The organism is Herbaspirillum frisingense GSF30 (assembly GCF_000300975.2).
Classification (GTDB): Bacteria; Pseudomonadota; Gammaproteobacteria; order Burkholderiales; family Burkholderiaceae_D; genus Herbaspirillum; species Herbaspirillum frisingense.
This window is the reverse complement of the sequence record NZ_AEEC02000005.1, coordinates 175,657-200,091: the sequence shown is the minus strand read 5'-3', so window position 1 is coordinate 200,091 and position 24,435 is coordinate 175,657. Positions and strand designations below refer to the sequence as shown.

Sequence of the window (24,435 nt, the reverse complement as noted above, 5' to 3'; positions counted from 1 at the left end):
ACAGTGTCTGCCGCCTTGATGCCTTTACCCAGTCGCAGCGTATCGATGTTGCCAACATTGTTGTCATAGTCGTTGATGGTTTCGACGCCATCGCCCTGATTGAAGACATAGATGTCGTTGCCCAGACCACCATTCAGATAATCATTTCCTTTGTCGCCGGATAGCGTATCGTCGCCGTCGCCGCCATAGAGGGTGTCATCGCCACTGCCGCCCTCGATGGTATCTGCAAGTCGGCCCCCGGTGAGCACATCATTTCCCGCCATGCCGAGCATGCGGTTGTTCTGGTCTCCGAATCCGGTCCAGTTTTCGTTTCCGGAAGTGCCGGTCTGGGTCAGGCGGGACGCCAGGTCAGAATAGGCCCAGGTCGTGCCATCATCGAAGGTGATCTTCTCGATGTAGTAATAGCCTGTCAGGAAATAGTTTTCGATGGTGATGGCGTCAGTGCCCCAGGTCAGTGTCAAATGATTGCCGGACCGGGCAACGACGGTGTCTGCCGCATTGATACCTTTACCGAGTCGCAGGATATCGACGTTGCCGACGACGCGGTCAGGGCATGTCGCAGGTTGGCGGTGTTCAAGGTGGATTCCACGCTTTGCACGATGTCCGGACACAACCGCATGGGCAGCCCCGATACCTGCAAGACCCAGTTGGTATTGCTGCCGGCGATCAACGGACCCACGAACATCTGCCCGCCCCAGGGATTGTTGATCTGGGTACTGGCGCCGGCACCGCCCCCGACGTATTGCCGGGCCACGGCGGCGCCGCTGGCCAGCGTGCTGTTGTTGATCGGTGCGGCACCGTTATCGTTGGAAAAGAAATTCTGCAACGCCACCACCGTCTGCTGCAGGAAATAGGACGATGAGGCCACCTGCGTCTGATCCAGCTGCTGGCGCAGCACCACCAGCGAGGCCACCGCCAGGATGGCGGCAATGGCCATCGAGACGGATAACTCCACCAGCGTGAAACCACATTGGCGCTGTCGCAGTAGATGTGGCAGCGGCGCGTGACCGGGGGCGCCAGGCGAATGGGCGGCACATGACCGCCTGGGTAAGGAGAAACGGTTCATCGTAATTTGGTTTTCAGTAGCAGCACGCCGAGGTTGTCGCCAGCGTCCTGGCAAGCCGCTGCCAGTGCTGGAGGGGCAAGTTCGCGAGTCAGATTCTTGACGATGCGCGGGGCGGCCGGGCCAAAACCGCCTCCGATGGTGATCTCCGGCACGGCGGTGTTGATGGCAATGTTGCCGGTCCAGCCGACCGGGTTGCCCATACCACCGGGAAAGACCACCAGCGCATCGGCTAGTGGCGCCGACTGGTACAGCATTTCGATGCAGTGCCTGGCCGGGATGGCGTTGAGGTAGAGGCCCCAGGCCAGAGGCGCGGCGCCACCGAGCGCGGCCACGCCAACGGCACCGCCGAATGGATGGGTCACGGTCACGCGGTCGGTCCCAGGGAAGTTGATGATGAACTGGTTGAACGCGCCAAAGGACACCGCTCGTCGCAAGGACAGACCGGCGTAGCTGGGCAGTTGCGCATAGGCTTCGTTGACGCGCCTGATGGCATTGGCATTCTGCTCGGACAAGTCGTTGATACGTTGTTGATCGAGCAGCGAGGTGGCACCGGTGATGCCGCCCAGAACGATCATGCCAGCCAGGGCCACAGTGACCGAGAGCTCTACCAGCGTGTAGCCGGATTGCTGTTTTCTCATGAATGTGCGGAGGTATGTTTCGATGCAGCTCCTCTTAAAGGAACCGCATCGAAGGACATCACTTCCAGTTGACCAGGCCGATGGTGACGGTGCTGCTACCGGTGCCGCAGGCACGCGGATCGGTCATCGCTGCGATATCCAGATTGCCGTTTGCAAGATTGCCCTTAACGACCGCACCGCCGCCGGTAGTGCCGCCGGCCGTGGCACCGCCAGGTGGAACGGCTTGAATGGCGGCCAGAGTCATCGTGCCAATACCTGCAGTGGTAATGGAGCGGGTGCCGACCGTAGTTTCAGGTTGAACAAGAATGCCGCGTATGCCGGTGGCAGCCGCGGAAGTGACAATGTCAGCACAGGAAGACGCAGGAATGCCGGCGAAAGTGACGGCGTAGCCGGTGTTGGTTGCTGCTCCGGTAAAGGCCGTGGCGACATCCACGTTGGTGGCGTAACCAAAGCGATTATTCGCGATGCGGTTTGGGGGAGCGCCGAGAATGTCAAAGACACTGTCAAAGGCACCGAAGCCAACGGCCACGTCGGTGCTCAGACCGATGAAGTTATTGGCCCGGGCATAAATCTTGTCGATCTGTGCCATCAGGCGCGGGATGCCGCTGACCACATCATTGGCGCGCGATTGCCGCAGCACCACCTGCACCAGTGCAATCGCCGAGACCAGCAGCACGCCGGCAATGGCCACGGCGACCGACAGTTCGACGATGGTAAAGCCGCGTTGCGCATGCGGCAGGGTGCGCGGCTGGCGCGCCGGGTGAGGGGAGTAAAGCATGTCTGTATTCCTTGAAATAGGGTTAGCGCCGGCTGAAAGAGGGGGGCAGGCCTAACTGATGAGTGGATGGATTCTTGGCAAAGAACACCGCGCCGGGCCAAGGGTTGTCCCGTTCTTCATGCCACGTCCTGGCAGGCAACCAGGGTGTCGGGGCAGTCTTGCGCGCATGCGCCTTGCTTTCTGTCACGTCGTCGTGGTGCTTGTCCTTGGTTTGGCGATTTACTTCATCACGGGGCTATCTCCTTTCTCGTGGATCGAAACGCTTGGCCTGGATCGGCAGGACGAAGCGGCGCGAATAGCTCAGTACCCGCATGTAGCCGGGCAGGCGGAATTGCAGGATGTCGTCCTTGACGGCGCCAAACAGGCTTTGCACCGAGGCCAGGGCATCGACATCGATGTCGCTGGAGAGATGACCGATAAAGAAGTTTTCGGTCTGCGTCAGCAGGGAATAGCTGACCGAGGTCGGCGACTGGGTCGAATAGACGATGCCGATGCCGAACTTGGCGCCTTCCTTGGCAAAGCGGGCGTAGATGTCGGTGGTGTTCTTGCCGGCCGCCTCGACGGGGAAGATCATGTGTGCTTCTTCGAAGTAGATCTGCACGAAGCGCCCGGCCAGGGTGTTGGTGATGAATTTGCGTTCCTGCTGCAGGAACACGGCCGTGGAGATGATGCGCGAGAAGTAGCGCACGATGCGTTCATTGGCCGCACCCAGATCGATGATGACGGTCTTGCCGGTATCGAGGGCACGCAGGCTGTCATGCAGGAAATCGCTGGCGTTGGCGGAGTGGAACTGCAGGCATTCGCGCAGGAAATAGGGACCCACGCCATTGGTCTGGCAGAGCAGTTCCTGGATCACGCGGTCTTCTTCGTCGAACAGTTCGGTGCGGCCCACGCGCAGGTTGGGGTCGTTCTCGTACTTGAGCGCGAAGGCCGAGAGCACGCGGATTTCTTCGGTCATCTCGGTGAAGCTGGTGGGTATCGGCGGCGGCACCTTCGATCTGATCGCCTGCCAGGCCGCCATGCGCAAGCCCTGGGTGAAACCGACGTTGACCAGTCCACGGGCAGCGATGGCGGCGCAGACGACCTCGCCCGGCTCGAAGCCGGCTTCGTGCAATAGTGTCCAGTACAGACAGAGCTTGCGGAAGGCGGCCGCACTGTCGTCGGCACGCCCGGTCTTCAGGGCCGACAGGGCCGGAAAGCGGATCATCAGGAAGTTGCGTACCTCGGCAATCTCCAGCACCGAGGGCGTGAGCAGTTCGGAAAAGATCGCCAGGGCGCGGTCCGGGATGTCATAGAAGTTGTAGCGCAGGAATTCGCCGTCACCCCGGGGCTGGGTCGAGAGGTAGTACACCTGGACGCGCTCGGGGTAGGCCGAGGCGATGGAGAAATTGCCGTCCTGGGGATTGTCGTTGGCGTATTCGCCGTTGACGTCGAACACCAGCTGGCCGACGTGGCCACTCTCGCGGGTGGCATTGAGCACGCCCTGCATGAGCAGCTTGACGACGTTGGATTTGCCCAGCCGGGTCTTGCCGAACATGGCAGTGCGCTTGCCCACCACTTCATTGACGCTCATGGCCACCGGCGCCGTGTAGGCATGCTGGCCGATATGTTCGCCCCAGCGCACATGGCCCAGTTCGAAGGCTTCACCGACCTCGCCGGAGAGCGCCAGCAGGGCGCGCAGGATGGACTCGGGCAGCACGTGGCAGCCGCAGGTGGGGGAGAGCATCAGCCCACTGTAGCCAGGCAGACCGGCAAAGTAGCTCAGTTGCCCGTTGACCGGGTTGATGCGACAGCTGCCCATGACCCAGCAATGCAGTTCGCAACTGGTGCTGTAGCCATCGCGCCTGGCTGTGACCTGCAGGAAACGGACCAGGATGAACTCCTGCTGGCCGTGGAAGATCCAGTCGGGGGCGGCAACGGCGAGGAATTGGCCGGGTACGATGCCGGCGTCGCGCAGTCTCTCATAGGAGGAGCCTGCCTTGACCAACGGGCCGTCCTGGGACTCGACCCAGCCCAGGCTCCCTTCCCGATTGAAAAATGATTGCGCATCCTTGGATGCTGCATTGCCAGCCGCGGCACCGTTTGCACTGAGCAGCGTCACGATCGCCTTGGTCTCAGGCATGGCGGTAGTGGGCACACGCGGATTGATTCCGGTCGATGTCGTGTGCGGGCTGGTGGCGACAGTGGTGTTCATAAACGAGAGTGACTGCAGGCGATACTTCATCGCTACAGCGCTACGATCCATTGTTTTGACGGCTATACTTTAGCTAGTAAAACTACACGCCGGCTGACATTTCCTGACCGGATTGGTCGCCGCAAAGCCGCGCGGGCATTGGATTTCCGTCGATCAAAGGAAATCTGCATCCAGGCAAAACAAGGAGCGTGGATTCCTCGTTTCCTACAAGCGAATGTGCCGCCGTCCTATGCCCTTCGGAACAGGTCGACCCTTATCATCGAGCGATCCGGCATGCCGTCCGGCAAGTCCGCTGGCGCTGCCATCCCGCTCAAGGAGTCCGCATGACCAAGTTGCCCGCCGCCGATCTTCAACTGCCGCTGTTCGTCTACAGCCAGCGCGAGTCGCTGACCGAGAAGCGCGCCTGGATCGCCCTGCAGGAGCACCACCAGTACAGTGCCCGCCACTTCCGCCTGGAACGCCTGTTCGCCGCCGATCCCCGGCGCGGCGAAACCCTGACCGCCGAAGCGGCAGGTATCTATCTCGACTATTCCAAGAATCTCGTCACCACCGAAACCATGACCCTGCTGATGCAGCTGGCGCGCCAGTGCGGCCTGCAGGATCGGGTGGAGGCAATGTTCCGGGGCGACCGCATCAATGCCACCGAGCAGCGTGCGGTGCTGCATACGGCCCTGCGCAAGCCGGCGACGGAGCGGCTGGTGGTGGAGGGTGAAGACGTGATTGCGCAGGTGCAGGATGTCCTGGCGCGCATGGAGGTGTTTGCCGAACAGGTGCGCAGCGGCGCATGGACCGGGCATACCGGCCGGCCGATCCGCCACGTGGTCAACATCGGTATCGGTGGCTCGGACCTGGGGCCGATGATGGCGCACGAGGCCCTGCGCCACTACAGCCAGCGCGACTTGTCGCTGTACTTCCTCTCCGACGTCGACGCGGCGGCACTGCTGGAAACGGTGCGCGGCTTGCCGGCGGAGGAGACACTTTTCATCGTCTGCTCAAAGACCTTCACCACCCTGGAAACCATGACCAATGCCCAGGCCGCACGCCAGTGGCTGGTGCAGCAATTGGGCGACGAGGCGGCTGTGACCAGGCACTTTGTGGGCGTGACCACCAATATCGAGGAAGCCAGCCGCTTCGGTATCGATGAGCGCAACATGTTCGGCTTCTGGGACTGGGTCGGTGGCCGTTATTCGATGAGCAGCGCCATCGGCCTGTCGACCATGATCGCCATCGGACCGCAGCACTTCCGTGACATGCTGGCCGGTATGCACGCGATGGATGAACATTTTCGCACCGCGCCGCTGGAGCAGAACCTGCCGGCCATCCTCGGCATGCTCACGGTCTGGTATGGCAATTTCTTTGATGCCCGCAGCCAGGCGGTGCTGCCGTATAGCCAGTATCTCAAGCGCCTGCCGGCCTACCTGCAACAGCTGACCATGGAGAGCAACGGCAAACAGGTGACCCTGCACGGCGAGCCGGTGGATTACCAGACCTCGCCGGTGTATTGGGGCGATAACGGCATCAATGGGCAGCACTCCTTCTACCAGATGCTGCATCAGGGAACGCAGATGGTGCCGTGCGACTTCATCGGGTTCTGCCATCCCGCGCAGGCGCTGGGGCAGCAGCAGGAACTGCTGATGGCCAACATGTTCGCCCAGGCCGAGGCGCTGGCCTTCGGCAAGACCGTGCAGCGCGTGCGCGAAGAAGGCACGCCTGAAGAACTGGTGCCACACCGGGTCTTCCCCGGCAACCGCCCCAGCAACAGCATGCTCATCGAGCAGCTGACCCCCTATAGCCTGGGCAGCCTGATCGCGCTGTACGAACACAGTGTCTTTACCCAGGGTGTGATCTGGAATATCGATTCCTTCGACCAATGGGGCGTGGAGCTGGGCAAGCAGCTGGCCAAGCGCACCGCGCGCGAGCTGATCGATCACGGGCAGCCGCTACACCACGACAGTTCCACCAATGCCTTGATCCGGCGCTATCGCGCCTGCCAGGGCGGCACTGTCGCTAGCGATCCATCCAAATGAAGCGAAGCGGCCGCCTTGCGCCGCAGGGATCAAGGAGGAGACACCATGGGCAGCATCATCGCCGCACGATTTGAATTGCAGGACGAGGCGGCGCGTGCCGTCAACGCGCTGGTCGATGCCGGTTTCGCCCGCGAGCGCATCAGCAGTTTCTTCGTCAACCCGGCCGGGCAGCATGATCGTTTCGCCGTGGGCGGCGATCGGGACAAGTCGCCCGGCGCCGAAGAGACGGATAAAGGTGCGGCGGCCGGCGTGGCCGCGGGTGCCGGCGCCGGGGCTGTTGCCGGGGTGGCCGCCGCGCCCGTGGCTGGTCCCTTGGGGCCGGTGCTGGGTGGGCTTGTGGGTGGTCACCTGGGCGGTCTGGTGGGCAGTCTCAGTGCCACCGACGACGATCCGGTGCCGCGTCGCGTAGCAGGCATGCTGGTGGCGGTGCAGCTGGATGAATCTGCAGATGTCGCCGATTCCGCTGATGCCGTCAATTCCGCCGTCGAGCAACGCGCCATGAGGGTGCTGCAAGACCTGCAGGGTACTGATCTGGAGCGCGCGGAAGGCCAGATTCGCGATGGTGACTGGATCGACTTCGATCCTTTGATCGCACCGCAGTGGGTGCAGGGTGGCGTCGGCTGACGCAGTGCCGCGACAGGATCAGGGCCAGGCCCGACAGCACGCTGTCGGGCCTTTTGTCTTCCTGAAGGCACCGAGTGCAACCCCGGTCATGCACACCGCCGTTGACAGTTGATGAGTTTATGACTTTATAAGTCTATAATTGGGCGTAATAATTGATTACCAGAAATTCAGCGGGCGGGCGTACGACAGAACAATAAGAAACGCCAAGAGGGGGCGCTGCGATGGAAGGCAGCTGCGCCGTGAGAATGATCATGAAGCGGACGAACGCACATGAGATTATTGACCAAGGGCTTGTTGATCGTTGCCATCCCCAGTCTGGTTGAATTACTGCTGCTGGGGGCGCTGTTCAACTCACAGGACGATGCCGAGGAGGCCGAGCGCTGGGCCGCGCACTCGGCGCAGGTGATCAACCAGGCGGCCGAGGTGCGGCAACCGATGCTGCTGGAATCGGCCCGCATCCGCAATGCCATCCTCTTGAACCAGTCCGAGCCGATCAGTCGGCCCGAGATGTGGGCCGATCTGGAGGTCAAGACCGGCGAGCTGGTTCGGCTGGTGGCCGACAATCCCCAACAAACGACTGCAGTGCGGGCGCTGCACGACAGCATCGCGCGTTATCGCAGCTGGGCCGATACCGCCCGCGAGCGCATGCAACGGGGACAGCGCGATGCGCTGATCCGCGAACTGCGCGACGAGGAAGGGCCACATCGGCTCTCGGACTTCCTGAGCCGGCTGGATGGCTTTGTCGAGCAGGAGCGTCGGCTGGGCCAGCAGCGCACGGCGCTGCTGCAGTCGGCGCGCAATTCCCAGACCGCGTTGCTGATCGCGGCGGTGCTGGGCTCCATCGTTACTGCGGGACTGGCCTCGCTGGCCTTTACGCGCAACATCGGCAGCCGTATCTCGGTGCTCATCACCAATGCCCAGCGCCTTGCCGACGGGCAGCCGCTGGCGGCGCGGGTGGGTGGCAATGACGAGATCTGCCAGCTCGATGATGCCCTGCACCGCAGCAGCGAGCGCCTCAACGAGGCTTCGCGCCAGGCCCAGGGCTATCGTACCGAACTGGAACAGCGCGCACGCGAGCTGGCCGAGGTCAATGCCGACCTGCGCCAACAGACCCAGGACAATGAAATGTTCATCTACAGCGTGTCGCATGATCTGCGCTCACCGCTGGTGAACCTGCAGGGCTTCAGCAAGGAGATCACCCACACCACCCGCGAACTGCTGGCCGAAGTCGAACAACTGGCGCTGCCGGCGGCGGACAAGCAGCGCCTCAAGGCGCTGGTCGAGGAGGACATCCACACCTCGCTGCGCTTCATCCAGAACGCGGTTACGCGTTCGGCCGGGATCATCGATGCCATGTTGCGCCTCTCGCGTGCCGGCCGTGTCGAATACCAGCCGGTCATGCTCGACATGCATGCCATTGCGCAGCGCATCGTCGCGGCCATGAGCGGCAGCATCCGCGCCAAGGGGGCGCAGGTAGAGATCGCGGCCGATCTGCCGCCGGCCTTCGGCGACCCGACGTCGGTGGAGCAGGTGCTGGGCAACCTGGTGGGGAATGCCGTCAATTACCTTGATCCGTCGCGCCAGGGGCGTATCACCATCGACCACGTGCGCCACGCCGACAACATCGCCGCCGCGCCCAGCCTGGTGACCTACTGCGTGCGCGACAACGGCATGGGCATCGCACCGGCCTATCTGGACAAGATGTTCATTGCCTTCCAGCGTCTGCATGGCAACGCCGCGCCGGGCGAAGGTATCGGCCTGGCACTGGTCAAGCGGGTGGTGGAACGCCACGGCGGTCGCATCTGGGTGGAATCGGTGGAGGGGCAGGGCAGTTGCTTCTATGTGGCCCTGCCGGCGCGTCCGCCGGTGGCGGCATGAGCGCCGGCACCGGCGGGCAGGCATACATCACAGGGAGAGGGGCATGAATATGGAACAAAGCGTCAATATCCTGCTGGTCGAAGACGACGACGGCCATGCGCTTCTGGTGGAGAAGAACCTGCGGCGCGCCGGCCTGGTCAACGGCTTTACGCGCTTGCGCGATGGTCAGGAGGCGCTGGACTATTTCTATGGTGACGAACCGGCGCAGGGTGAATCGCAACAGCTGGTAGTGCTGCTGGACGTGAACATGCCGCGCGTGAATGGCGTAGAGGTGCTGCGCCGGATGAAGCAGGAGGCCTCCACCGCGGCCATCCCGGTCATCATGCTCACCACCACCGATGACCCCCGCGAGATCGCCCACTGCTACGAGACCGGCTGCAATGTCTACATCACCAAGCCGGTGGAATATGACGACTTCATCGAGGCGGTGCGCCGGCTGGGCTTTTTCCTGCAGGTGGTCAAGCTCCCCCTGGCGGGTCGTGTTGCGGATCGAGGCGAGAACGGGTCACGATGAGCGCCATCGCCGCCCACGTACTGGTACTGGAGGATGACGACGGGCTGCTGGCATTGGCCACCCGGGTACTGCGCAAGCAAGGACATCGCGTGACCGCCGTGGCCGATGCCGTCAGCGCCCTGGCGGCGGTGCAGCAGGAGCGACCAAACCTGCTCATCGTCGACTATCACCTGCAGGCACTGGAGACCGGTCTGGACTTTTTTCGGCAGCTGCGTGCATCGGGTCTGGACATTCCGGCCATCATGGTATCGGGCGTGTCCGACGATGCGCTCATCATCGAGGCGCTGCGTACGGGGGTGGCCGACGTGCTGCCCAAGACCACCGATTATCTGGACTATCTGCCGGCCGCAGTGGAGCGCCTGCTCCAGCAGCAGGCGCTGCTGCGCCTCGCCGAGGCCGAGCGCATGGCCCACGTGCGGGAAGAATTCGTGGCCGCGCTGGCGCAGGAATTCCGTGCCCCCTTGAATACCATCATCGGCTGGACGCAGTATCTGCTGCGCGACGCCACCGATGGCCAGCAGGTGCGCAAGGGGCTGGAAGTCATCGAGCGCAATGCGCGCCTGCAGGCGCAGCGGGTGGAGCAGTTGCTGGAACTGAGCCGCCTCATGGCCGGCAAGCTGCACGTGGACATGCAGCCGGTGGACATGGTCCGCGTGGTCGAACAGGGAATTGCGGCGGTACACGCGGTGGCCGATGCCAGGCAGATCCGCATTCATACGGTAGTCGATACGCCAGCGCCGATCCTGGGGGATCCTGCGCGGCTGCAGCAGGTGGTGGGGAACCTGCTGACGCACGTCATCCGCTCTACGCCGCCGCAAGGGCGCGTGCAGGTGATCCTGCGTCAGACGGGGGGGCAGGTAGAGCTGGAGCTGGGGCAGGCCTTGATCGACGCCGATCAGGCCAATGCGCCGGAGCGTGTTGGCGATGACGATGTCGAGGTCGACCTTGCAGGTGAGAGCGGCGTTGCGTCAGGATTGTCGCTGGCCATTGCCCGTCAGCTGGCGGAATTACACGAAGGGCGCATGCACGCGGAAGGTCTTGGCCCCGGTGTCCGTTTTCTGCTGACGCTGCCGCTGACCACTCCGAACTGAGCGATGTTGCCGGGGTGCCGGTGGCGGTCAGCGTCGCGTTCAGTCTGCCGGCGCCGGAATGGTGACGGTGAAGGTGATGATGTTGTTGTCGCAGTCTACAGTGATGCGGCCACCGTGGCCGTTGACGATCTCGCTGACGATGTACAGGCCCAGTCCCAGGCCGCGCGCATTGCGCTGGTTGCCCATCGACTCCTTCTTGTACGGCTTGAAGAGATTGTCGCGCACGGCGGCCGGTATCGGTGCGCCGTGGTTGGAGACCGAGATGGTCAGTTGTTCGTCGCGGCGGAACACGATCAGTGTAGAAGGCTTGCCGATTTCGCCATGGTGGCGCGTATTGGACAGCAGGTTGGACACCACCTGGCTGATGCGGTCACCATCGAGCCCGATCTCACCGCAGTCTTCGGCTTCCAGGATGATTTCATTGTCGGGATAGGCCATGCGGGCCTCGTTGACGATTTCCATCGCCATCTTGCGCACGTCCACCGGACGACGCTGGATATCCAGACCCATGCCGCTTTGCAGGCGGCTGATGTCGAGTACCTGCGAAATCAGCCGATGCATGCGGCTGGAGGAGGACGAGATGCGCTTGCTCAGGTTGGAACTGGAGGGTGAGTGCTCGCGCACCTCGATCATGCGGGCAGCCATCATGATGGCTTGCAGCGGATCGCGCAGGTCATGGCCCAGCGTGGCCAGCAGGGTTTCGCGGGCGCGCTTGACCATGTTTTCGTTGGACAGGGCCACTTCCTGGAAATCCAGGCGCAGCTGGCCGGCCACTTCCAGTTCAGTCTTGACCCAGGGCAGGCTCTTTCCGCGCACGGTTTCCTTCCAGACCGCGAAGGAGCCACGTGGCGTGAGTCGCGGGCCGAGCGGGCCGATGCTGTATTTCTTTTCGGGATTGCCACCCCAGCGCACGTCTTCCACCTGTTCGCTGCGGAACCAGAAGGCATAGCCGTCCTGTTCGCGGTAGAAGCGCACGGCCAGCACACCGCAGATGTCACCCAGCGCCTGCTTCAGGGCCGGGGCATCGGCGCCGAGGGCGCTGGTGTAGAACAGGTCCCCGGGTTCGTTTTCGTTGAGCCAGTTGATCAAGGCGTTGACCGCCTCGCGTGACGGTGCCTTGCCGAAGACCTGGGTCTTGCGGTCCATCGAGATGGCGCCGCCATGGCTGTTCATCAGGCGCAGGAAGCCCTCGTGTTCACCGGCCAGGGCCAGCACGATGTCTTCGCGGTCGGTGATGCGGGCCACGATCTCGCGCCGCAGGGAGGTGCTGTATTCCAGCGCCCGGGCGCGTTCGCCATTGAGGTTGCGCTCGACCAGGGCGCTGACGAACTGCGCCAGCAACTGGCAGGACATGCGCACCGCGTGCGGTACCAGGTGGGCACTCATGTGATGGCAGGCAATGAGTCCCCACAGCCGGTCGCCGATGACGATGGACAGGCTCATCGAGGCGCCCACGCCCATGTTGCTCAGGTATTCGATGTGTACCGGCGAGACGCTGCGCAGCATGCTGTGACTGAGGTCCAGCGGCCGCCCGGTCAGGGGATTGAGATCAGGCTCCAGCGCCACCGTGGGCGCCTGGACATCGGCGATCAGGCGGATCGGGTTGATCACGTACAGGCGTCGCGCCTGGGCCGGGATGTCGCTGGCCGGATAGCGCTGGCCGAGGAAGGGTTCGAGGTCTTCGCGCTTGTGCTCGGCAACGACCTCGCCGCTATCGTCATGCAGGAAGCGGTAGGCCATCACCCGGTCGAATCCGGTGATGCGGGCGATCTCGTCCACGGCCAGGGTCAGCAGGTCTTCCACGCCTTGCTGGCGCTGGATGCGCTGGATGGCCTGGTGCGCCGCCAGGGCGAAGGCGTCCAGCGACAGTGCATCGGCCGGGCGTTTCTCGAATTCGGCGATCAGCACGCCCTCGGACTTGTGGGTCACCAGATCGAAGGCGCCGGACGGCAGGGTGATCATGCGCGAATCGACATAGCCATGCTTGTCTTCCAGCGCGCTGTGGATCACTGCGCGGGCGCCGGCATCCAGGTGGTGTTCGCCCAGGGGGGCGCCCGGCGCGGGCAGCGCGCCAAGCAGGGCATCGGCGTTGGCGCTGCGCGAAGCGAGGCGGCCATCCGGCGTGAAGCACAGCAGGGCGCCGTGGCTCTGGATGGAACCGGGGATGTGGATCGGCTCCCGGTCGCAGTTGCTCAGGTCGACCGATCGTCGGCGATTTTCGTGGTACGGGTTGCTCATGTACTGCTTTCCCGAGGCCTGTGGAAACAGGGCGTCGAATTGCGGTCGCGCACATCTGGAGACGAACGCAAGTTGGAGGCGGCCCAAAGTCGGCAACGCACCTTTTCATTCCGCGCTGTTCCAGCTGTGGTCAAGCGCGGCGGTACGGCCCTTGTTTTCGGGAAATGCCAATTATAGGCGTGGTCCTGCATTTGGTGAACTCTGCATGTGAATTTAATGGCAGCGCCGGGAGGCCCCGATCCGTCCAGTCTCGCCAGCCGCCGGGATTTCCATTTTGTCCTACAAGGCAATCGGGAACAGTCCGATAGAACTCATCCGTGCGGGCTCTTAAGATCAGCAAAAACTCGCAGAAACAACGCGGCAGTCCGGTGCTTTTGTGCCGGAAGATGCCACACGGGAAAAGATTGCCCGGTTCAAGTGCTGAGACTTCGTGAGGATGCGTCAAATCACATCAGGAGGCGCTGTCAGGCTCTTCCAGTTTTGCGTGACATGGCTACAATGAAGTCGTCGATAGTGTGCTGAGCCGGGGTTACAACAGGGAGCGAACCAGTATGCTGTCGATGACATACCGGGAAGAAATCGAACGCTGTATCGGTCCGGCCAAGCCGCTGGCACCTGCCGGGACCGATGCGGACAATGGCAAGCTGACGTTGCAACCAGCCCGGCGCAGTCGGCATGCGTCGGATCTTTGAGCAGGGTAGCCTCATGGACAAGTCTGATTCCACCCATCCTTGCGATCCTCTCGTCGCCATCCAGCAGGGCGACTGGACCGCTTATCGCAACCACATCTCGACCCAGGCCGGGCACCCCGGCGAAACCGAGGACGAGCGCCCGAGCGCTTTTGCCGAGCCCGTACAGCAACAGGATACGGCGGGTGAGCCGCTGCACGGCGAGGAAGACATCCTGGCCTATCGTCGGCGCTGTGCGCGCGCCTACATCGGCATGAACGGTCGCCTGGGCGGCCGCGCCTACCGACCCAACGAGCCGGTGATCCTGACCCAGGAAGCGGTCCAGGAACTGGCCGAGTTGAATCGCCTGCTACGCGAAGAACGTGCGCTGAAGAAAAAAGCCGGCTGATACCCTGAGGCCGGGCGCCGCACCCTGTAGGTGCCTGACGCGACTTCGTGTAGGAAAACCGGAAGCTCCCCGCAAATGCAGATGCCATGCGGCTCTTGGCCGCATGCGCCGTTGCCCGCGGCGTGAGACGGCAGCGCGAGCGGGCGCGGGCTTCCCGTATAATCGTGCGCGTCATGCAGGGGCGCATGATCGACAATATCGAGCTCGCCGCACTATCGAGCTTGCAGTACGCAAGCGTCCCCGCTCGAAACGGATGCGAACAACAATGAAGGGACCCGTGGGCAAGGACGGCGCAACGTGATCGCGCAACGCCGTCATCCACGCGACCGACCTCGGTGCTCATAAAGGTAAGTTTCACGACATGGCAGAAATTTCTTGGTTGCGCGCAACCGGCCTGACCGCGCAAATCGTCGCAGCAACCGATTGGAGCGCCAGCCCCCTGGGCGCGCCGACCCAATGGTCGCCCACGCTGCGGACCACCCTCAATATCGCACTGCGTTCGCCCACGCCCAGTCTGCTGGTGTGGGGTGCTGGCCGTCACATGCTCTACAACGATGCATTTGCCGCCTGTATCGGCGCGGCCCACCCGGCCGCGTTCGGTGCTGCGCTGGCGGGTTCGCACATGTGGACCGGCGCCAGTGGCCGCTGCGAATCCGCCATCGAGGCCGCGTTCGCCGGCCAGCAACAGAAGCTGTGCCGTCTGCCCTTGTTCCACGATGACAACCAGGCGATCGCCACCGGCAATCAATGGGATTTCTCTTGCCTGCCGGTATGGGATGAGAAGGGTGAAGCAGGCGACGACCAGGTGGCCGGCGTCCTGTGTTCCCTGCACCGGGCCAGTGGACTGGATGCAGCGCTGGCCCATACCGACCTGCTGCGCGACCTGATGGAGCAGTCGCCCAGCTTCAAGGCCGTGGTGCGCGGGCCGCAGCACGTATTCGAGCGCGTCAATGACGCCTATTTCAAGCTGTTCGGCGACCGTCCGGTACTGGGGCTGCCGGCGCGCGAGGCCTTGCCCGAACTGTTGGATGAAAACCTCTTCGCGCTGCTGGACCGCGTCTATCAGACCGGGCAAGCCTATACCGAACGTGGCGCCCGCTTGTTCCTGCGGCGCTCGGAGGAGGGTGGATTCGCCGGGGCGGTGCTGGACTTCGTGTTCCAGCCCATCAAGGGCAGCGATGGCCGGGTGGCGGGCATCTTCATCGAAGGCAATGACGTCACTGATCTCCATGTCGCCGAGGAGCGGCTGCGCATCGTCGACCGTGCCGGTGGGATTGGCATCTTCGAGTGGTTTCCTGATTCCGGCAAGCTGGCGGTGTCAGACCGTTTCCGCCGCCTGTGGGGTGTCGCGCCGGAAGGCGAGGTGACCTCGCAGCAACTGGTGGACATGATCGATGAAGAGTTTCATCCCAACCTGGGGACGGTGCGTATCCGTGAGAGCGGCCCGCGCAATCCGCTCGAATACACCGAATACCACATCACCCGCCCCGACGGTGAGCAGCGCTGGCTGGCGCGCAAGGGCGAGGTGGTGCAGGACGATCCACGCGCCGGTGCGCGTTATGTGGGCGTGGTGTTCGATGTCACCTCGCGCAAGCTGATGGAACAGGCGCTGGCCGCCTCCGAGGCCAGCGTGCGGGCCAATAATGCCTTCGTGCGCCAGCTGCTGGATTCCACCGATCAGGGTTTCTTTTCCATCGACTGCGATGGCACGGTCACCCTGTGCAATGCCGCCTTCCTTCAGATGCTGGGCTATGCCAGCGAGAAGGACGTGCTGGGACGATCCATCCATGAAGTGATTCTGGTCCCGCAACAGGACGAGCCGGTCAGCCGTGCCGAATGCGCGGTGCTCAAGGCGGCGCGCGAAGGCATCACGGCCCATATCGACAACGAGGACTTCCTGCGCGTGGATGGCAGCAGCTTCCCGGCGCAATACCAGGCGCATCCGGTGTGGCAGGACGGCAAGCTGCAAGGGGCGCTGTGCACCTTCATCGATCTGACCGAGCGGCGTCGTGGCCTGCAGGCCTTGTCGTGGAGCGAGAGCCGCCTGACGGCCATCTTCAACCAGGCCTCGGTCTGCTTCTCCGAGCTGGACCTGCAAGGTAACTACCTGCGTGTGAACCAGGCGCTGTGCCGCATGCTCGGCCGCACTGAAGACGAGATGCTGCACATGACCCTGGCCGACGTCACCCATCCGGATGACGTGCCGATGAACATGTCCCTGTTCAACCGCTGCATCGAGGATGGCCGCTCCTTCACCCTGGAAAAACGCTACCTGCGTCCGGACGGTTCGACCTTCTGGGTCTCCAGCGACATCAGCCGCATCGTCGACGGCGAGGGCCGTCCGCAGGCCATGATCGCGGTCTCCACCGACATTACTGAACGCCGCCGCGCCGAAGATGCCCTGCGCGAACTCAACGACACCCTGGAGCAACGCGTGGTCGCCGAGATCATCGAGCGCACCCGCGCCGAGGCCGCCCTGCGTCAGATGCAGAAGATGGAAGCCGTGGGCCAACTCACCGGCGGCGTGGCGCACGACTTCAACAATGTGTTGCAGATCATCGGTGGCAACCTGCAATTGCTGCAGGGTGACCCCCGCCAGGATGATCGCAGCCGGCAGCGCATCCGCACCGCCATCGGCGCGGTCGATCGCGGGGCCAAACTGTCCTCGCAGTTGCTGGCTTTCGCGCGCCGGCAACCGCTGCAGCCGCGCAGCATCAACCTGGAACGTGTCGTTCAGAACATGGATGACCTGCTGCGCCGCGCCGTGGGCGAGAACATCGAGATTTCCACGGTGGTCACGCATGAACTGTGGAACAGCATGCTCGACCCCAACCAGGTCGAGAACCTGATCATCAACACCGCCATCAATGCGCGCGACGCCATGCCCAATGGCGGCCGCCTGACATTGCAGATCGATAACGTACAACTGACCGATCCGGCCTTCCTGTCACAGGCCGATCTGGCCGCAGGCGACTACGTCGAGCTGCAGATTTCCGACAATGGCGCCGGCATGTCGCCGGAGGTGCGCGAACGCGCCTTCGAACCCTTCTTCACCACCAAGCGCGAAGGCGAGGGCACCGGGCTGGGGCTGTCGATGGCATATGGCTTCGTCAAGCAGAGCAAGGGGCATATCAGCCTGCACAGCGAACCGGGCAAGGGCACGACCATCCGCATCTACTTCCCGCGTTGCATCGAGGACGAGGTGGTCGTCGACGACAGCCGCGACCTTCAGGTGCGGGGCGGCGACGAGACCATCCTGGTGGTCGAGGACGATCCCAACCTGCAGCTCACGGTCATCGACACGCTCTCGTCCCTGGGTTATCGCGTGCTCAAGGCCGACAATGGCGAACGGGCCTTGGCCATCCTGCAGAGCGGCATCACGGTGGACATGATGTTCACCGACGTGGTGATGCCGGGCAGCGTGCCGGTCACCGAACTGGCGCGGCAGGCGCGTCAGTTGCTGCCGGAGATCGAAATCCTGTTTACCTCCGGCTATCCGCGTGATGCCATTGTTCACGAAGGACGACTGGATGCCGGCGTGGAACTGCTCTCCAAGCCCTACCGCATCAACCAGTTGGCGCAACGGATCCGGCACATGCTGTCCAACCGGGCGCATCGCATCGAACTGGCCAAGGCCAGCCGGGAGCGTGACCTCGCCACGGCCTCGGCCACCATCCACGTCTTGCCGGTGGCCGAGCGCCACCACCAGGCTGATGCGACCGAGCAGCCACTGTCCCAGGAGGCTTATGGCACGGGCGGCCTCGCTGCAGGTGGCAGCGTCGGCGCGGCGGGCAGCGTGACTTCGCAGGATGCCGATGAGCCCGCACAGGCCGTCAGCGGACTGCGCCTGCTGGTGGTGGAAGACAACATCGACTCCCAGCAGCTGGTCTGTGAGTTGCTGGAGACCCTGGGCCATCAGGCGCGCGGCGTGGCCAGCGGCGAAGACGCGCTGCAGGCCCTGGAGGAGCAGCCGTTCGACGTGCTCTTCACCGATGTGAACCTGCCGGGTATCACGGGGGTGGAACTGGCCAAGCGCGCGCTGGAGCGGTTCCCGACGATGTCGGTGATCTTCGCCTCCGGCTACGGCGCGATGGTGGCACGCAACGTGGGCTTCCCGTCGCATTCGCTGCCCAAGCCTTACGATATCGATCAGTTGCAGGAGATATTGACGAAGATTGCGTTGGCTTGAAGCCTTGGGTCGGGTCTCAGATACCGTCCCTGCTCCAGCCTGCGCCGTAGCCCGGGCACAGCATCAGGAACTCCTTTGCCGTTGCGTCCTTGAAGTCCACGATCACAAAGGAATGGGAGTCATCTTCCAGGCGATAGCAGAGCATGCCCTTGCTGGCTTCAAACGCAGCCTGCTTGTAGTGCCTGTTCTTGAAGACGGTGATCTTCTCCGAGACGATGCGAAAAGCCACCACATCGACTGGCCCGTGCCAGAAGTCGGGAGGGACAAGGATCAGTTTGCAATAGAGCGCAATGGGAGCGGCGATGGCGGCGCCGATCAATAGTGATTTTATTGTCATGGATTCCCTCGCGATGATGCAGGGCTGGATAGTGGGAGCAAGTGACGAGGCAAAGATAAATTCATATGCCGTCTCGTAACCAGCCCGTGCCAAGGCCCGGGCAGATGATGAACTCTTCCAGGGTCGTTCCGTCCTTTGGGTCGAATACGCCGAAAGACCAGGTTATTTCGTAAAGGCGATAGCATTCCGTTTCCTTGAAGACGGTAAAAGCCACTTCCTTCGAATCCTGGGTCTTGAAGACGTCGAGTCGTTCCGAGATGAATTTCACTTTTTCAAGATCGATAGTCGCGAAATGAAACCGTGGATCGATCAGGAGCGCATGTCCAAAATAGCTGACAAGCGATCCGAGGATGACGCCCTTTAACCATTGGGGAAGCGTCATTGTCATCTCTTCGGATAAAAGTTCTTTTTGACCAGGCGCCTGGATTTCCCCAATGCGGCAAGCAGTTCTGCTGGCGTTACCGGGGTAGGGGGCCAGCGTGGATCGTGCGCCAGGATTCCGACTAGTTCGAGAACGTCAGCGACGTTGGTCGAACAGGAGTTGTCGAGAAGGCTGTAGCTGCTTCGCGTCCCGTTGGTTTCCCGGATCAGTTGCCTGTCCTGCTCCACTCTCCGCTTGAGTTCAGCTTCCACCTTTCGCTTTTCCTGTGGCGATAGCCATAGCAACAGGCCGATGCTGTCTCGGTAACTTTGACCCTCGATTGTTCGGTCTTTAAGTGTTTTCTGGATTTCCCCGCCGTATAAATAGATGTTCTTCGGCATGACCACGTATTCGTCATGCGCACGCGTATAGACAGTGTCATCAACGACGATGGCGACGTGTCCCCACTGCGACCCCAGGCTAAAGATCCGCGAATCTCCAAAGATCACTTCCACGAATTCGCGTTGCACCGTGATGGTCTTCTCGCTGGTATCGGAGACCGGCGTCAAAGTCCGCGTGTCGACCTTGCGCAAAGTCTTACCTGTGCTGGGCGATCTGAGCTGCTTCTCCATGCTCAGCCCTCCAGGAAGATGTCCACCGGATGCTGTTGCGCAACCGTGGCGGAAAGGTGCGTGCGCCCGAAGGCATCGCTGGTGCCGAATTCAGGTGCGGAACCGGCGATCACGAGCGCATATTCGGCATGGGCGAGCGGCTCGCCATGCTGGTCCTGGATGACGAAGCGGTCCTGATAGGCCGGTGCGTCCTTCTTGCCAGGATGGGCGCCACTTTCCGGTTCCATTCGACGGCCAGCGCCAGCCATCACCGCGACCTTGGCTTGCTGCTGGGTGGCCTGCAAGATGGCACCGCAGGAAGTCTGCATTCCTTCGACAGCGACCTCGTGTCCCATGTAACGGAAGCTCTCTACTCCGCTCAGGATGAGGAAATCGCGTTTGCACTGTGGGCAATAGCCACCATGGCCGACGCCGGCCACCGGTTTGCCGAACAGCTTGAAATGGGGGAATCCGTCCTTCACGGTGCCGCCGTGGGAGGTCGGGTCTCCCGCCCGGATGATGGCTTTGGACATGTGCTGCTCCTTTGTGGTCAAAAAAGCAGGGACAGTAGCGTCAACACATCGGCCTTGAGCACCGCCACCGAAGGAAGGATGGAAATACGGTAATTCTTGCGATTCAGGCTCGAAGGGATTCGATGTGCCAGAAAATGGGCCAGCGCGTCACGGGGAGGGCCGACGAAGCGAGCGGATGCAAAAAACTGTACACGGCGGTTTCCTTTTGCCTTCAGATTTCTTACAATTAATAGTAACCATTCTCGTTCTTATTTAATAATTGAATGGTGAAGGGAAATTTTTGATCGTGCTGCCTTTTCGGGCGAGTGCGTCATCTGTCTGCCCGGGAAGTCAATGCTGCAGCTTGCCGTTGGCCACGCTCTCGGTGGGCTGGCGGCCTGATTCAGCCCGACATTTCCACTCAGCCGTTCTACCGTTCTGCGGTTTAGCCACCTGCCCAATCAGCCTTACTGACCCTCATGCGCGCATTGCTCGTTCTTCTCCACCGCTGGTTCGGCCTTGCCGTTGCCGTGTTCCTGTTCATCGCCGGTGCCACCGGGGCGCTGATTTCCTGGGACCACGAACTCGACGCCTGGCTCAATCCGCAGCTGTTTAATGCCCGCAGTGCCGATCAGCCCGGTGCCGGGGCGCCATTGCCCGGCCTGGAGCTGGCGCGCAGGGTGGAGCAGGCCGAACCGCGCCTGCGGGTGACCTACGTGCTGACCGAGGCCGAGCCGGGCCATACCATCGGCATGATGGTCGAGCCGCGCCTGGACCCGGCCACCGGCAAGCCATTTGCGCTGGATTACAACCAGATCGCCGTCGATCCGGTCACCGCCGAGATCCAGGGCCGGCGCATGTGGGGTGCCATCTCGCTGTCGCGGGAAAACCTGCTGCCCTTCCTCTACAAGCTGCACTACACGATGCATCTGCCTGATATGGGCGGCATCGAGACCGGTATCTGGCTCATGGGCATCATCGGTATCGTCTGGATGCTGGACTGCTTCATCGCGCTCTACCTGTCCTTCCCCAACTGGCGGAGCTGGCGCAAGTCGCTGGCTTTCCGCTGGCGCGAGGGTGGGCACAAGCTCAATTTCGATCTGCACCGTTCCGGGGGCGTGTGGGTCTGGGGCCTGCTGCTGGTGCTGGCGGTGACCTCGGTGTCGATGAACCTGGAGCGCCAGGTGATGCGCCCGATCCTGCAGACCGTCTCCACGCTGACAGCCGGTCCGTTTGAGACGCGCACGCCGCTGGCGGCCGACAAGGTGCCGGAGCCGCGCATCTCGCGGGAAGAAGTGGTGGCGCTGGGCCGGGCGCAAGGGCAGAAGCTGGGACTGGATGAGCCGGTGGGTGGGGTCTTCTATTCCGGCATGTTCGGCGTCTATGGGGTCGGCTTCTTCCAGCCGGGCAATGACCATGGCGACGTCGGGCTGGGCAATGCCTGGCTGTATTTCGATGCCATGACGGGCGCCTATGAGGGCGGCAAGATTCCAGGCCGGGGCAGTGCCGGGGATATCTTCCTGCAGGCCCAGTTCCCGCTGCATTCGGGCCGTATCCTGGGGCTGGCCGGGCGGGTGATGGTGTCCTTGCTGGGGGCGCTGGTGGCCATGCTGTCGGTGACCGGGGTGATCATCTGGGTGCGCAAGCGCAAGGCACGACTGCAGCAGCGTGAACGGCTGGCCGCACAAAAGACACCGGCCCGCGAGGGGCCGGTGGCGGAACTGCGGTAAGCGGGTCGGCGCCGCGTCTATGCGTCAGTGCGCCATCAGGACCGGCAGCGTCATGGTCTTGAGGATGGTCAGCGTGACCCCGCCCAGCAGCACTTCACGGAAGCGGGTGTGGCCGTAGCCGCCCATGACCAGCAGGTCAGACCCCTTGTCGGCGGCCAGCGAGAGCAGGGCGTTGCCGATGTCCAGCGGGGTCTGTTCCTGCGCCACTTCCACCTTCACACCATGGCGCGCCAGATAGAGCGCGATGTCGGCGCCGGGTTGCTCGCCATGGGTGCCCAGGCGCTTGTCGGAATTGAAGATCACCACCGTCACGTTGTCGGCCTGGCGTAGCAGCGGCAGGGCAGCAGTGATGGCGCGGGTGGATTCCATGCTGCCGTCCCAGGCGATCAGTGCGTTCTTGCCGACGTGCTTGAATTCGCCGGCGCTGGGGATGATCAGCACCGGGCGCGGTGCGTTCAACATCACATATTCGGGCAGGTCGGTGAGGAAACTGTCGTCGGCATCGTCCAGGTCGGCCTGGCTGACCACCACCAGGTCGGCATAGCGGGCTTGCAGCGCCAGGCCACCTTCGGCGTCGTCGTCGACGAAGCGCTTCTCGCAGGAAGGCACGCCCACGCTGTTGGCGATCTTGTCGAAGTTCTCCAGGGCCGCCAGGGCGCGGTCGCGGAAGCCATCCATCTGCGCGGCCACATAGGCGGCGCCTTCCATCGTGATGAAACTGGAGATGCCGCTGACGGCGCTGCCGATCAGGTGCGCCTGCTGGGCGCGGGCCAGTTCGGCGGCGATGCGGATGCGCTGGGCGGCGTGACGCGACTGGTCGACATGGACCAGGATGGACTTGTAGCTCATGGTGGCTCCTCGGAAATATCGGGTAGATCAGGTGGGACGGCACCCGGGGCGGGATGCCATGTATCCAGACTAGGCCGCTCCTGCCCGGGCGTCCAGCGCAAATGCGGCGCTGATTGACACATGTCAATCGCGGCCGGCATCACTTCGCGGGCAGAATTCGGCGCGCCAACGATAGGCGCTTGCAGTGCGGTGGCGCTGGCTGGGTTATCCTTGTCAGCTTTGCGGTCTTTCCGTCATCCGACATTGCGTCATTGCCTCAGCGAGGAGCTTGCATGCCATCGATCTTCCATCTTGCCTACCACGTGCGCGACCTCGACCAGTCGCGCCGCTTCTATTGCGACCTGCTGGGTTGCGAAGAGGGCCGCAGTACCGACACCTGGGTCGACATCGACTTCTTCGGCCATCAGCTCTCCTTGCACCTGGGGCAACCCTTCGCGGTGAGCAACACCGGCAAGGTCGGCGAGCACATGGTCCCCATGCCACACCTGGGAGTGATCCTGGAGCTGCCCGAGTGGCAGCAACTGGCTGATCGGCTGACGGCCAGCGGCCAGGTCGAATTCGTGCTCAAGCCGCAGATCCGCTTTGCCGGTGAGCCGGGCGAACAGGCAACCATGTTCTTCCTCGACCCCTCTGGCAACCCCATCGAGGTGAAAGGCTTCAGAAGCCTGGCGCAGGTGTACGCCAAATGAGTCAAGGCACGACGATCCCCTTCGTCAGCCAGGGCGATGCTGCCTCGGTCGCCGCCTGGCTGCAGGCCCTGCGCAATGCCATGCCGGAGGAGCAAGTGGTGGCCTTCGCCGATCTGGACGACGCCCAGCGCGCCCAGTGCCGCCTGGCCATCGTCGCCAACCCGGACCCGGCCGAGCTGAAGCAGTTGCCGCAACTGCAGTGGGTGCATAGCGTGTGGGCGGGGGTCGAACGGCTGGTGGCCGATCTTGGTCAGTCCGACCTGCAGATCACCCGGCTGGTCGATCCCCGGCTGGCGGCGACCATGGCCGAGGCCGTGCTGGCCTGGACGCTCTACCTGCATCGCGACATGCCGCGCTATGCGCAGCAGCAGCGCGAGCAGCGCTGGCAGGGGCTGGACTACGTCGCACCGGAACAGCGTCGCATCGGCCTGCTGGGCCTGGGCGCGCTGGGCGAGGCAGCCGCCGTGGCACTGCGCCAGGCGCGCTTCCCGGTGGCGGGTTGGAGCCGCAGTCCGCGCCAGCTGGACGGCGTGGAGACCTTCAGCGGCATGCAGGGACTGACGCAACTGCTCTCACGCAGCGATATCCTGGTCTGCCTGCTGCCGCTGACCCACGACACCCGTGGCCTGCTGGATGCGGCGCGCCTGGCCTTGTTGCCGCCGCAGGCGCAACTGATCAATTTCGCCCGTGGCCCCATCATCGACGACGGCGCGCTGCGCCAGGCGCTGGATGCCGGCCAGCTGAAACATGCGGTGCTGGACGTGTTCGCCACCGAGCCCCTGCCGCCGGCTTCCTGGCAATGGACCCATCCCGCGGTGACGGTCTTGCCGCATTGCTCGGCCCCCACGGATGCCACCACGGCCTCGACCATTGTGGCGGGGAATATCCGGTATTACCGGGAGAGTGGGGAGATTCCAGCCAATGTGGATTTGGGGCGAGGTTATTAAGGGGATTTTTTGCTGAGTATCTCAACCTCAGGCTGGAACCGATGTTTCTTGGCGACGCAGAGAAAGTGACAAGCGTCCAGGCTCG

Annotated in this window: 21 protein-coding genes; 10 read left to right on the top strand and 11 right to left on the bottom strand. The window is 63.0% G+C overall.

Going from position 1 to position 24,435, the window contains the following annotated elements; all coding sequences use genetic code 11:
* From HFRIS_RS05790 to HFRIS_RS05770, 5 genes are all read right to left on the bottom strand, one after another.
* Nucleotides 1-461: calcium-binding protein (locus HFRIS_RS05790; protein WP_006462327.1), on the bottom strand; the 461-nt coding region annotated here is incomplete at its 3' end.
* The gene (locus HFRIS_RS05785; protein WP_081626823.1) at nucleotides 458-1,066 is read right to left on the bottom strand and encodes a type II secretion system protein; all 609 of its coding nucleotides are present in this window, start codon (nucleotides 1,064-1,066) and stop codon (nucleotides 458-460) included. The genes HFRIS_RS05785 and HFRIS_RS05790, both read right to left, overlap by 4 nt.
* Nucleotides 1,063-1,704, bottom strand: coding sequence for a pilus assembly FimT family protein (locus tag HFRIS_RS05780; RefSeq protein ID WP_006462325.1), 642 nt, complete (start codon nucleotides 1,702-1,704; stop codon nucleotides 1,063-1,065). The genes HFRIS_RS05785 and HFRIS_RS05780 overlap by 4 nt, the downstream gene beginning before the upstream one ends.
* Nucleotides 1,705-1,762: 58 nt before the next feature.
* Nucleotides 1,763-2,482 carry a type 4 pilus major pilin gene (locus HFRIS_RS05775; RefSeq protein WP_006462324.1) on the bottom strand — a complete coding sequence of 240 codons (720 nt, stop codon included), beginning with the start codon at nucleotides 2,480-2,482 and terminating at the stop codon, nucleotides 1,763-1,765.
* 235 nt (nucleotides 2,483-2,717) lie between these two features.
* Nucleotides 2,718-4,676 (bottom strand): ATP-binding protein, encoded by a 1,959-nt coding sequence (locus HFRIS_RS05770; RefSeq protein WP_051110877.1) that lies wholly within the window; start codon nucleotides 4,674-4,676, stop codon nucleotides 2,718-2,720.
* 323 nt (nucleotides 4,677-4,999) lie between these two features.
* On the opposite strand from HFRIS_RS05770, the gene pgi reads away from it, so the two are divergent.
* From pgi to HFRIS_RS05745, 5 genes are all read left to right on the top strand, one after another.
* Nucleotides 5,000-6,703 (top strand): glucose-6-phosphate isomerase, encoded by a 1,704-nt coding sequence (gene pgi / locus HFRIS_RS05765; protein ID WP_006462322.1) that lies wholly within the window; start codon nucleotides 5,000-5,002, stop codon nucleotides 6,701-6,703.
* Nucleotides 6,704-6,748: 45 nt separating this feature from the next.
* Nucleotides 6,749-7,327 (top strand): hypothetical protein, encoded by a 579-nt coding sequence (locus HFRIS_RS05760; RefSeq protein WP_006462321.1) that lies wholly within the window; start codon nucleotides 6,749-6,751, stop codon nucleotides 7,325-7,327.
* Between the two features lie 270 nt (nucleotides 7,328-7,597).
* Nucleotides 7,598-9,205: a sensor histidine kinase gene (locus tag HFRIS_RS05755; RefSeq protein WP_039874543.1), complete on the top strand. Its 1,608-nt coding sequence runs from the start codon at nucleotides 7,598-7,600 to the stop codon at nucleotides 9,203-9,205.
* 43 nt (nucleotides 9,206-9,248) lie between these two features.
* On the top strand, nucleotides 9,249-9,719 hold the full coding sequence (locus tag HFRIS_RS05750) for a response regulator (RefSeq protein ID WP_006462319.1): 471 nt from the start codon (nucleotides 9,249-9,251) through the stop codon (nucleotides 9,717-9,719).
* On the top strand, nucleotides 9,716-10,810 hold the full coding sequence (locus HFRIS_RS05745) for an ATP-binding response regulator (RefSeq protein ID WP_006462318.1): 1,095 nt from the start codon (nucleotides 9,716-9,718) through the stop codon (nucleotides 10,808-10,810). The genes HFRIS_RS05750 and HFRIS_RS05745 overlap by 4 nt, the downstream gene beginning before the upstream one ends.
* 39 nt (nucleotides 10,811-10,849) lie before the next feature.
* On the opposite strand, the gene HFRIS_RS05740 is transcribed toward HFRIS_RS05745, so the two are convergent.
* Complete coding sequence (locus HFRIS_RS05740) at nucleotides 10,850-13,048, bottom strand: ATP-binding protein (protein ID WP_006462317.1); 2,199 nt, start codon at nucleotides 13,046-13,048, stop codon at nucleotides 10,850-10,852.
* Nucleotides 13,049-13,753: 705 nt separating this feature from the next.
* Between HFRIS_RS05740 and HFRIS_RS05735 the strand changes: the two genes are divergently transcribed.
* Entirely contained in the window at nucleotides 13,754-14,125 is a 372-nt protein-coding gene (locus HFRIS_RS05735; protein ID WP_006462316.1) for a hypothetical protein, read from the top strand.
* Nucleotides 14,126-14,486: 361 nt separating this feature from the next.
* On the top strand, nucleotides 14,487-18,314 hold the full coding sequence (locus tag HFRIS_RS05725; protein ID WP_039874539.1) for a hybrid sensor histidine kinase/response regulator: 3,828 nt from the start codon (nucleotides 14,487-14,489) through the stop codon (nucleotides 18,312-18,314).
* A 16-nt stretch (nucleotides 18,315-18,330) separates the two neighbouring features.
* On the opposite strand, the gene HFRIS_RS05720 is transcribed toward HFRIS_RS05725, so the two are convergent.
* From HFRIS_RS05720 to HFRIS_RS05705, 4 genes are all read right to left on the bottom strand, one after another.
* Nucleotides 18,331-18,651, bottom strand: coding sequence for a hypothetical protein (locus HFRIS_RS05720; protein WP_152486640.1), 321 nt, complete (start codon nucleotides 18,649-18,651; stop codon nucleotides 18,331-18,333).
* A 61-nt stretch (nucleotides 18,652-18,712) separates the two neighbouring features.
* Nucleotides 18,713-19,033 carry a hypothetical protein gene (locus tag HFRIS_RS05715; RefSeq protein ID WP_039874537.1) on the bottom strand — a complete coding sequence of 107 codons (321 nt, stop codon included), beginning with the start codon at nucleotides 19,031-19,033 and terminating at the stop codon, nucleotides 18,713-18,715.
* A 2-nt stretch (nucleotides 19,034-19,035) separates the two neighbouring features.
* Entirely contained in the window at nucleotides 19,036-19,644 is a 609-nt protein-coding gene (locus HFRIS_RS05710) for a hypothetical protein (protein ID WP_006462311.1), read from the bottom strand.
* A gap of 2 nt (nucleotides 19,645-19,646) precedes the next feature.
* Entirely contained in the window at nucleotides 19,647-20,156 is a 510-nt protein-coding gene (locus tag HFRIS_RS05705; RefSeq protein WP_006462310.1) for a PAAR domain-containing protein, read from the bottom strand.
* A 458-nt stretch (nucleotides 20,157-20,614) separates the two neighbouring features.
* Between HFRIS_RS05705 and HFRIS_RS05700 the strand changes: the two genes are divergently transcribed.
* On the top strand, nucleotides 20,615-21,865 hold the full coding sequence (locus HFRIS_RS05700; protein ID WP_006462309.1) for a PepSY-associated TM helix domain-containing protein: 1,251 nt from the start codon (nucleotides 20,615-20,617) through the stop codon (nucleotides 21,863-21,865).
* A 24-nt stretch (nucleotides 21,866-21,889) separates the two neighbouring features.
* Here the strand turns inward: HFRIS_RS05700 and HFRIS_RS05695 are convergent, their stop codons facing one another.
* Complete coding sequence (locus tag HFRIS_RS05695) at nucleotides 21,890-22,714, bottom strand: universal stress protein (RefSeq protein ID WP_006462308.1); 825 nt, start codon at nucleotides 22,712-22,714, stop codon at nucleotides 21,890-21,892.
* A gap of 272 nt (nucleotides 22,715-22,986) precedes the next feature.
* On the opposite strand from HFRIS_RS05695, the gene HFRIS_RS05690 reads away from it, so the two are divergent.
* Nucleotides 22,987-23,403 (top strand): VOC family protein, encoded by a 417-nt coding sequence (locus HFRIS_RS05690; RefSeq protein ID WP_006462307.1) that lies wholly within the window; start codon nucleotides 22,987-22,989, stop codon nucleotides 23,401-23,403.
* Nucleotides 23,400-24,350 (top strand): 2-hydroxyacid dehydrogenase, encoded by a 951-nt coding sequence (locus HFRIS_RS05685; RefSeq protein WP_006462306.1) that lies wholly within the window; start codon nucleotides 23,400-23,402, stop codon nucleotides 24,348-24,350. Before HFRIS_RS05690 ends, HFRIS_RS05685 begins: the two co-directional genes overlap by 4 nt.
* Nucleotides 24,351-24,435: the final 85 nt, after the last annotated feature.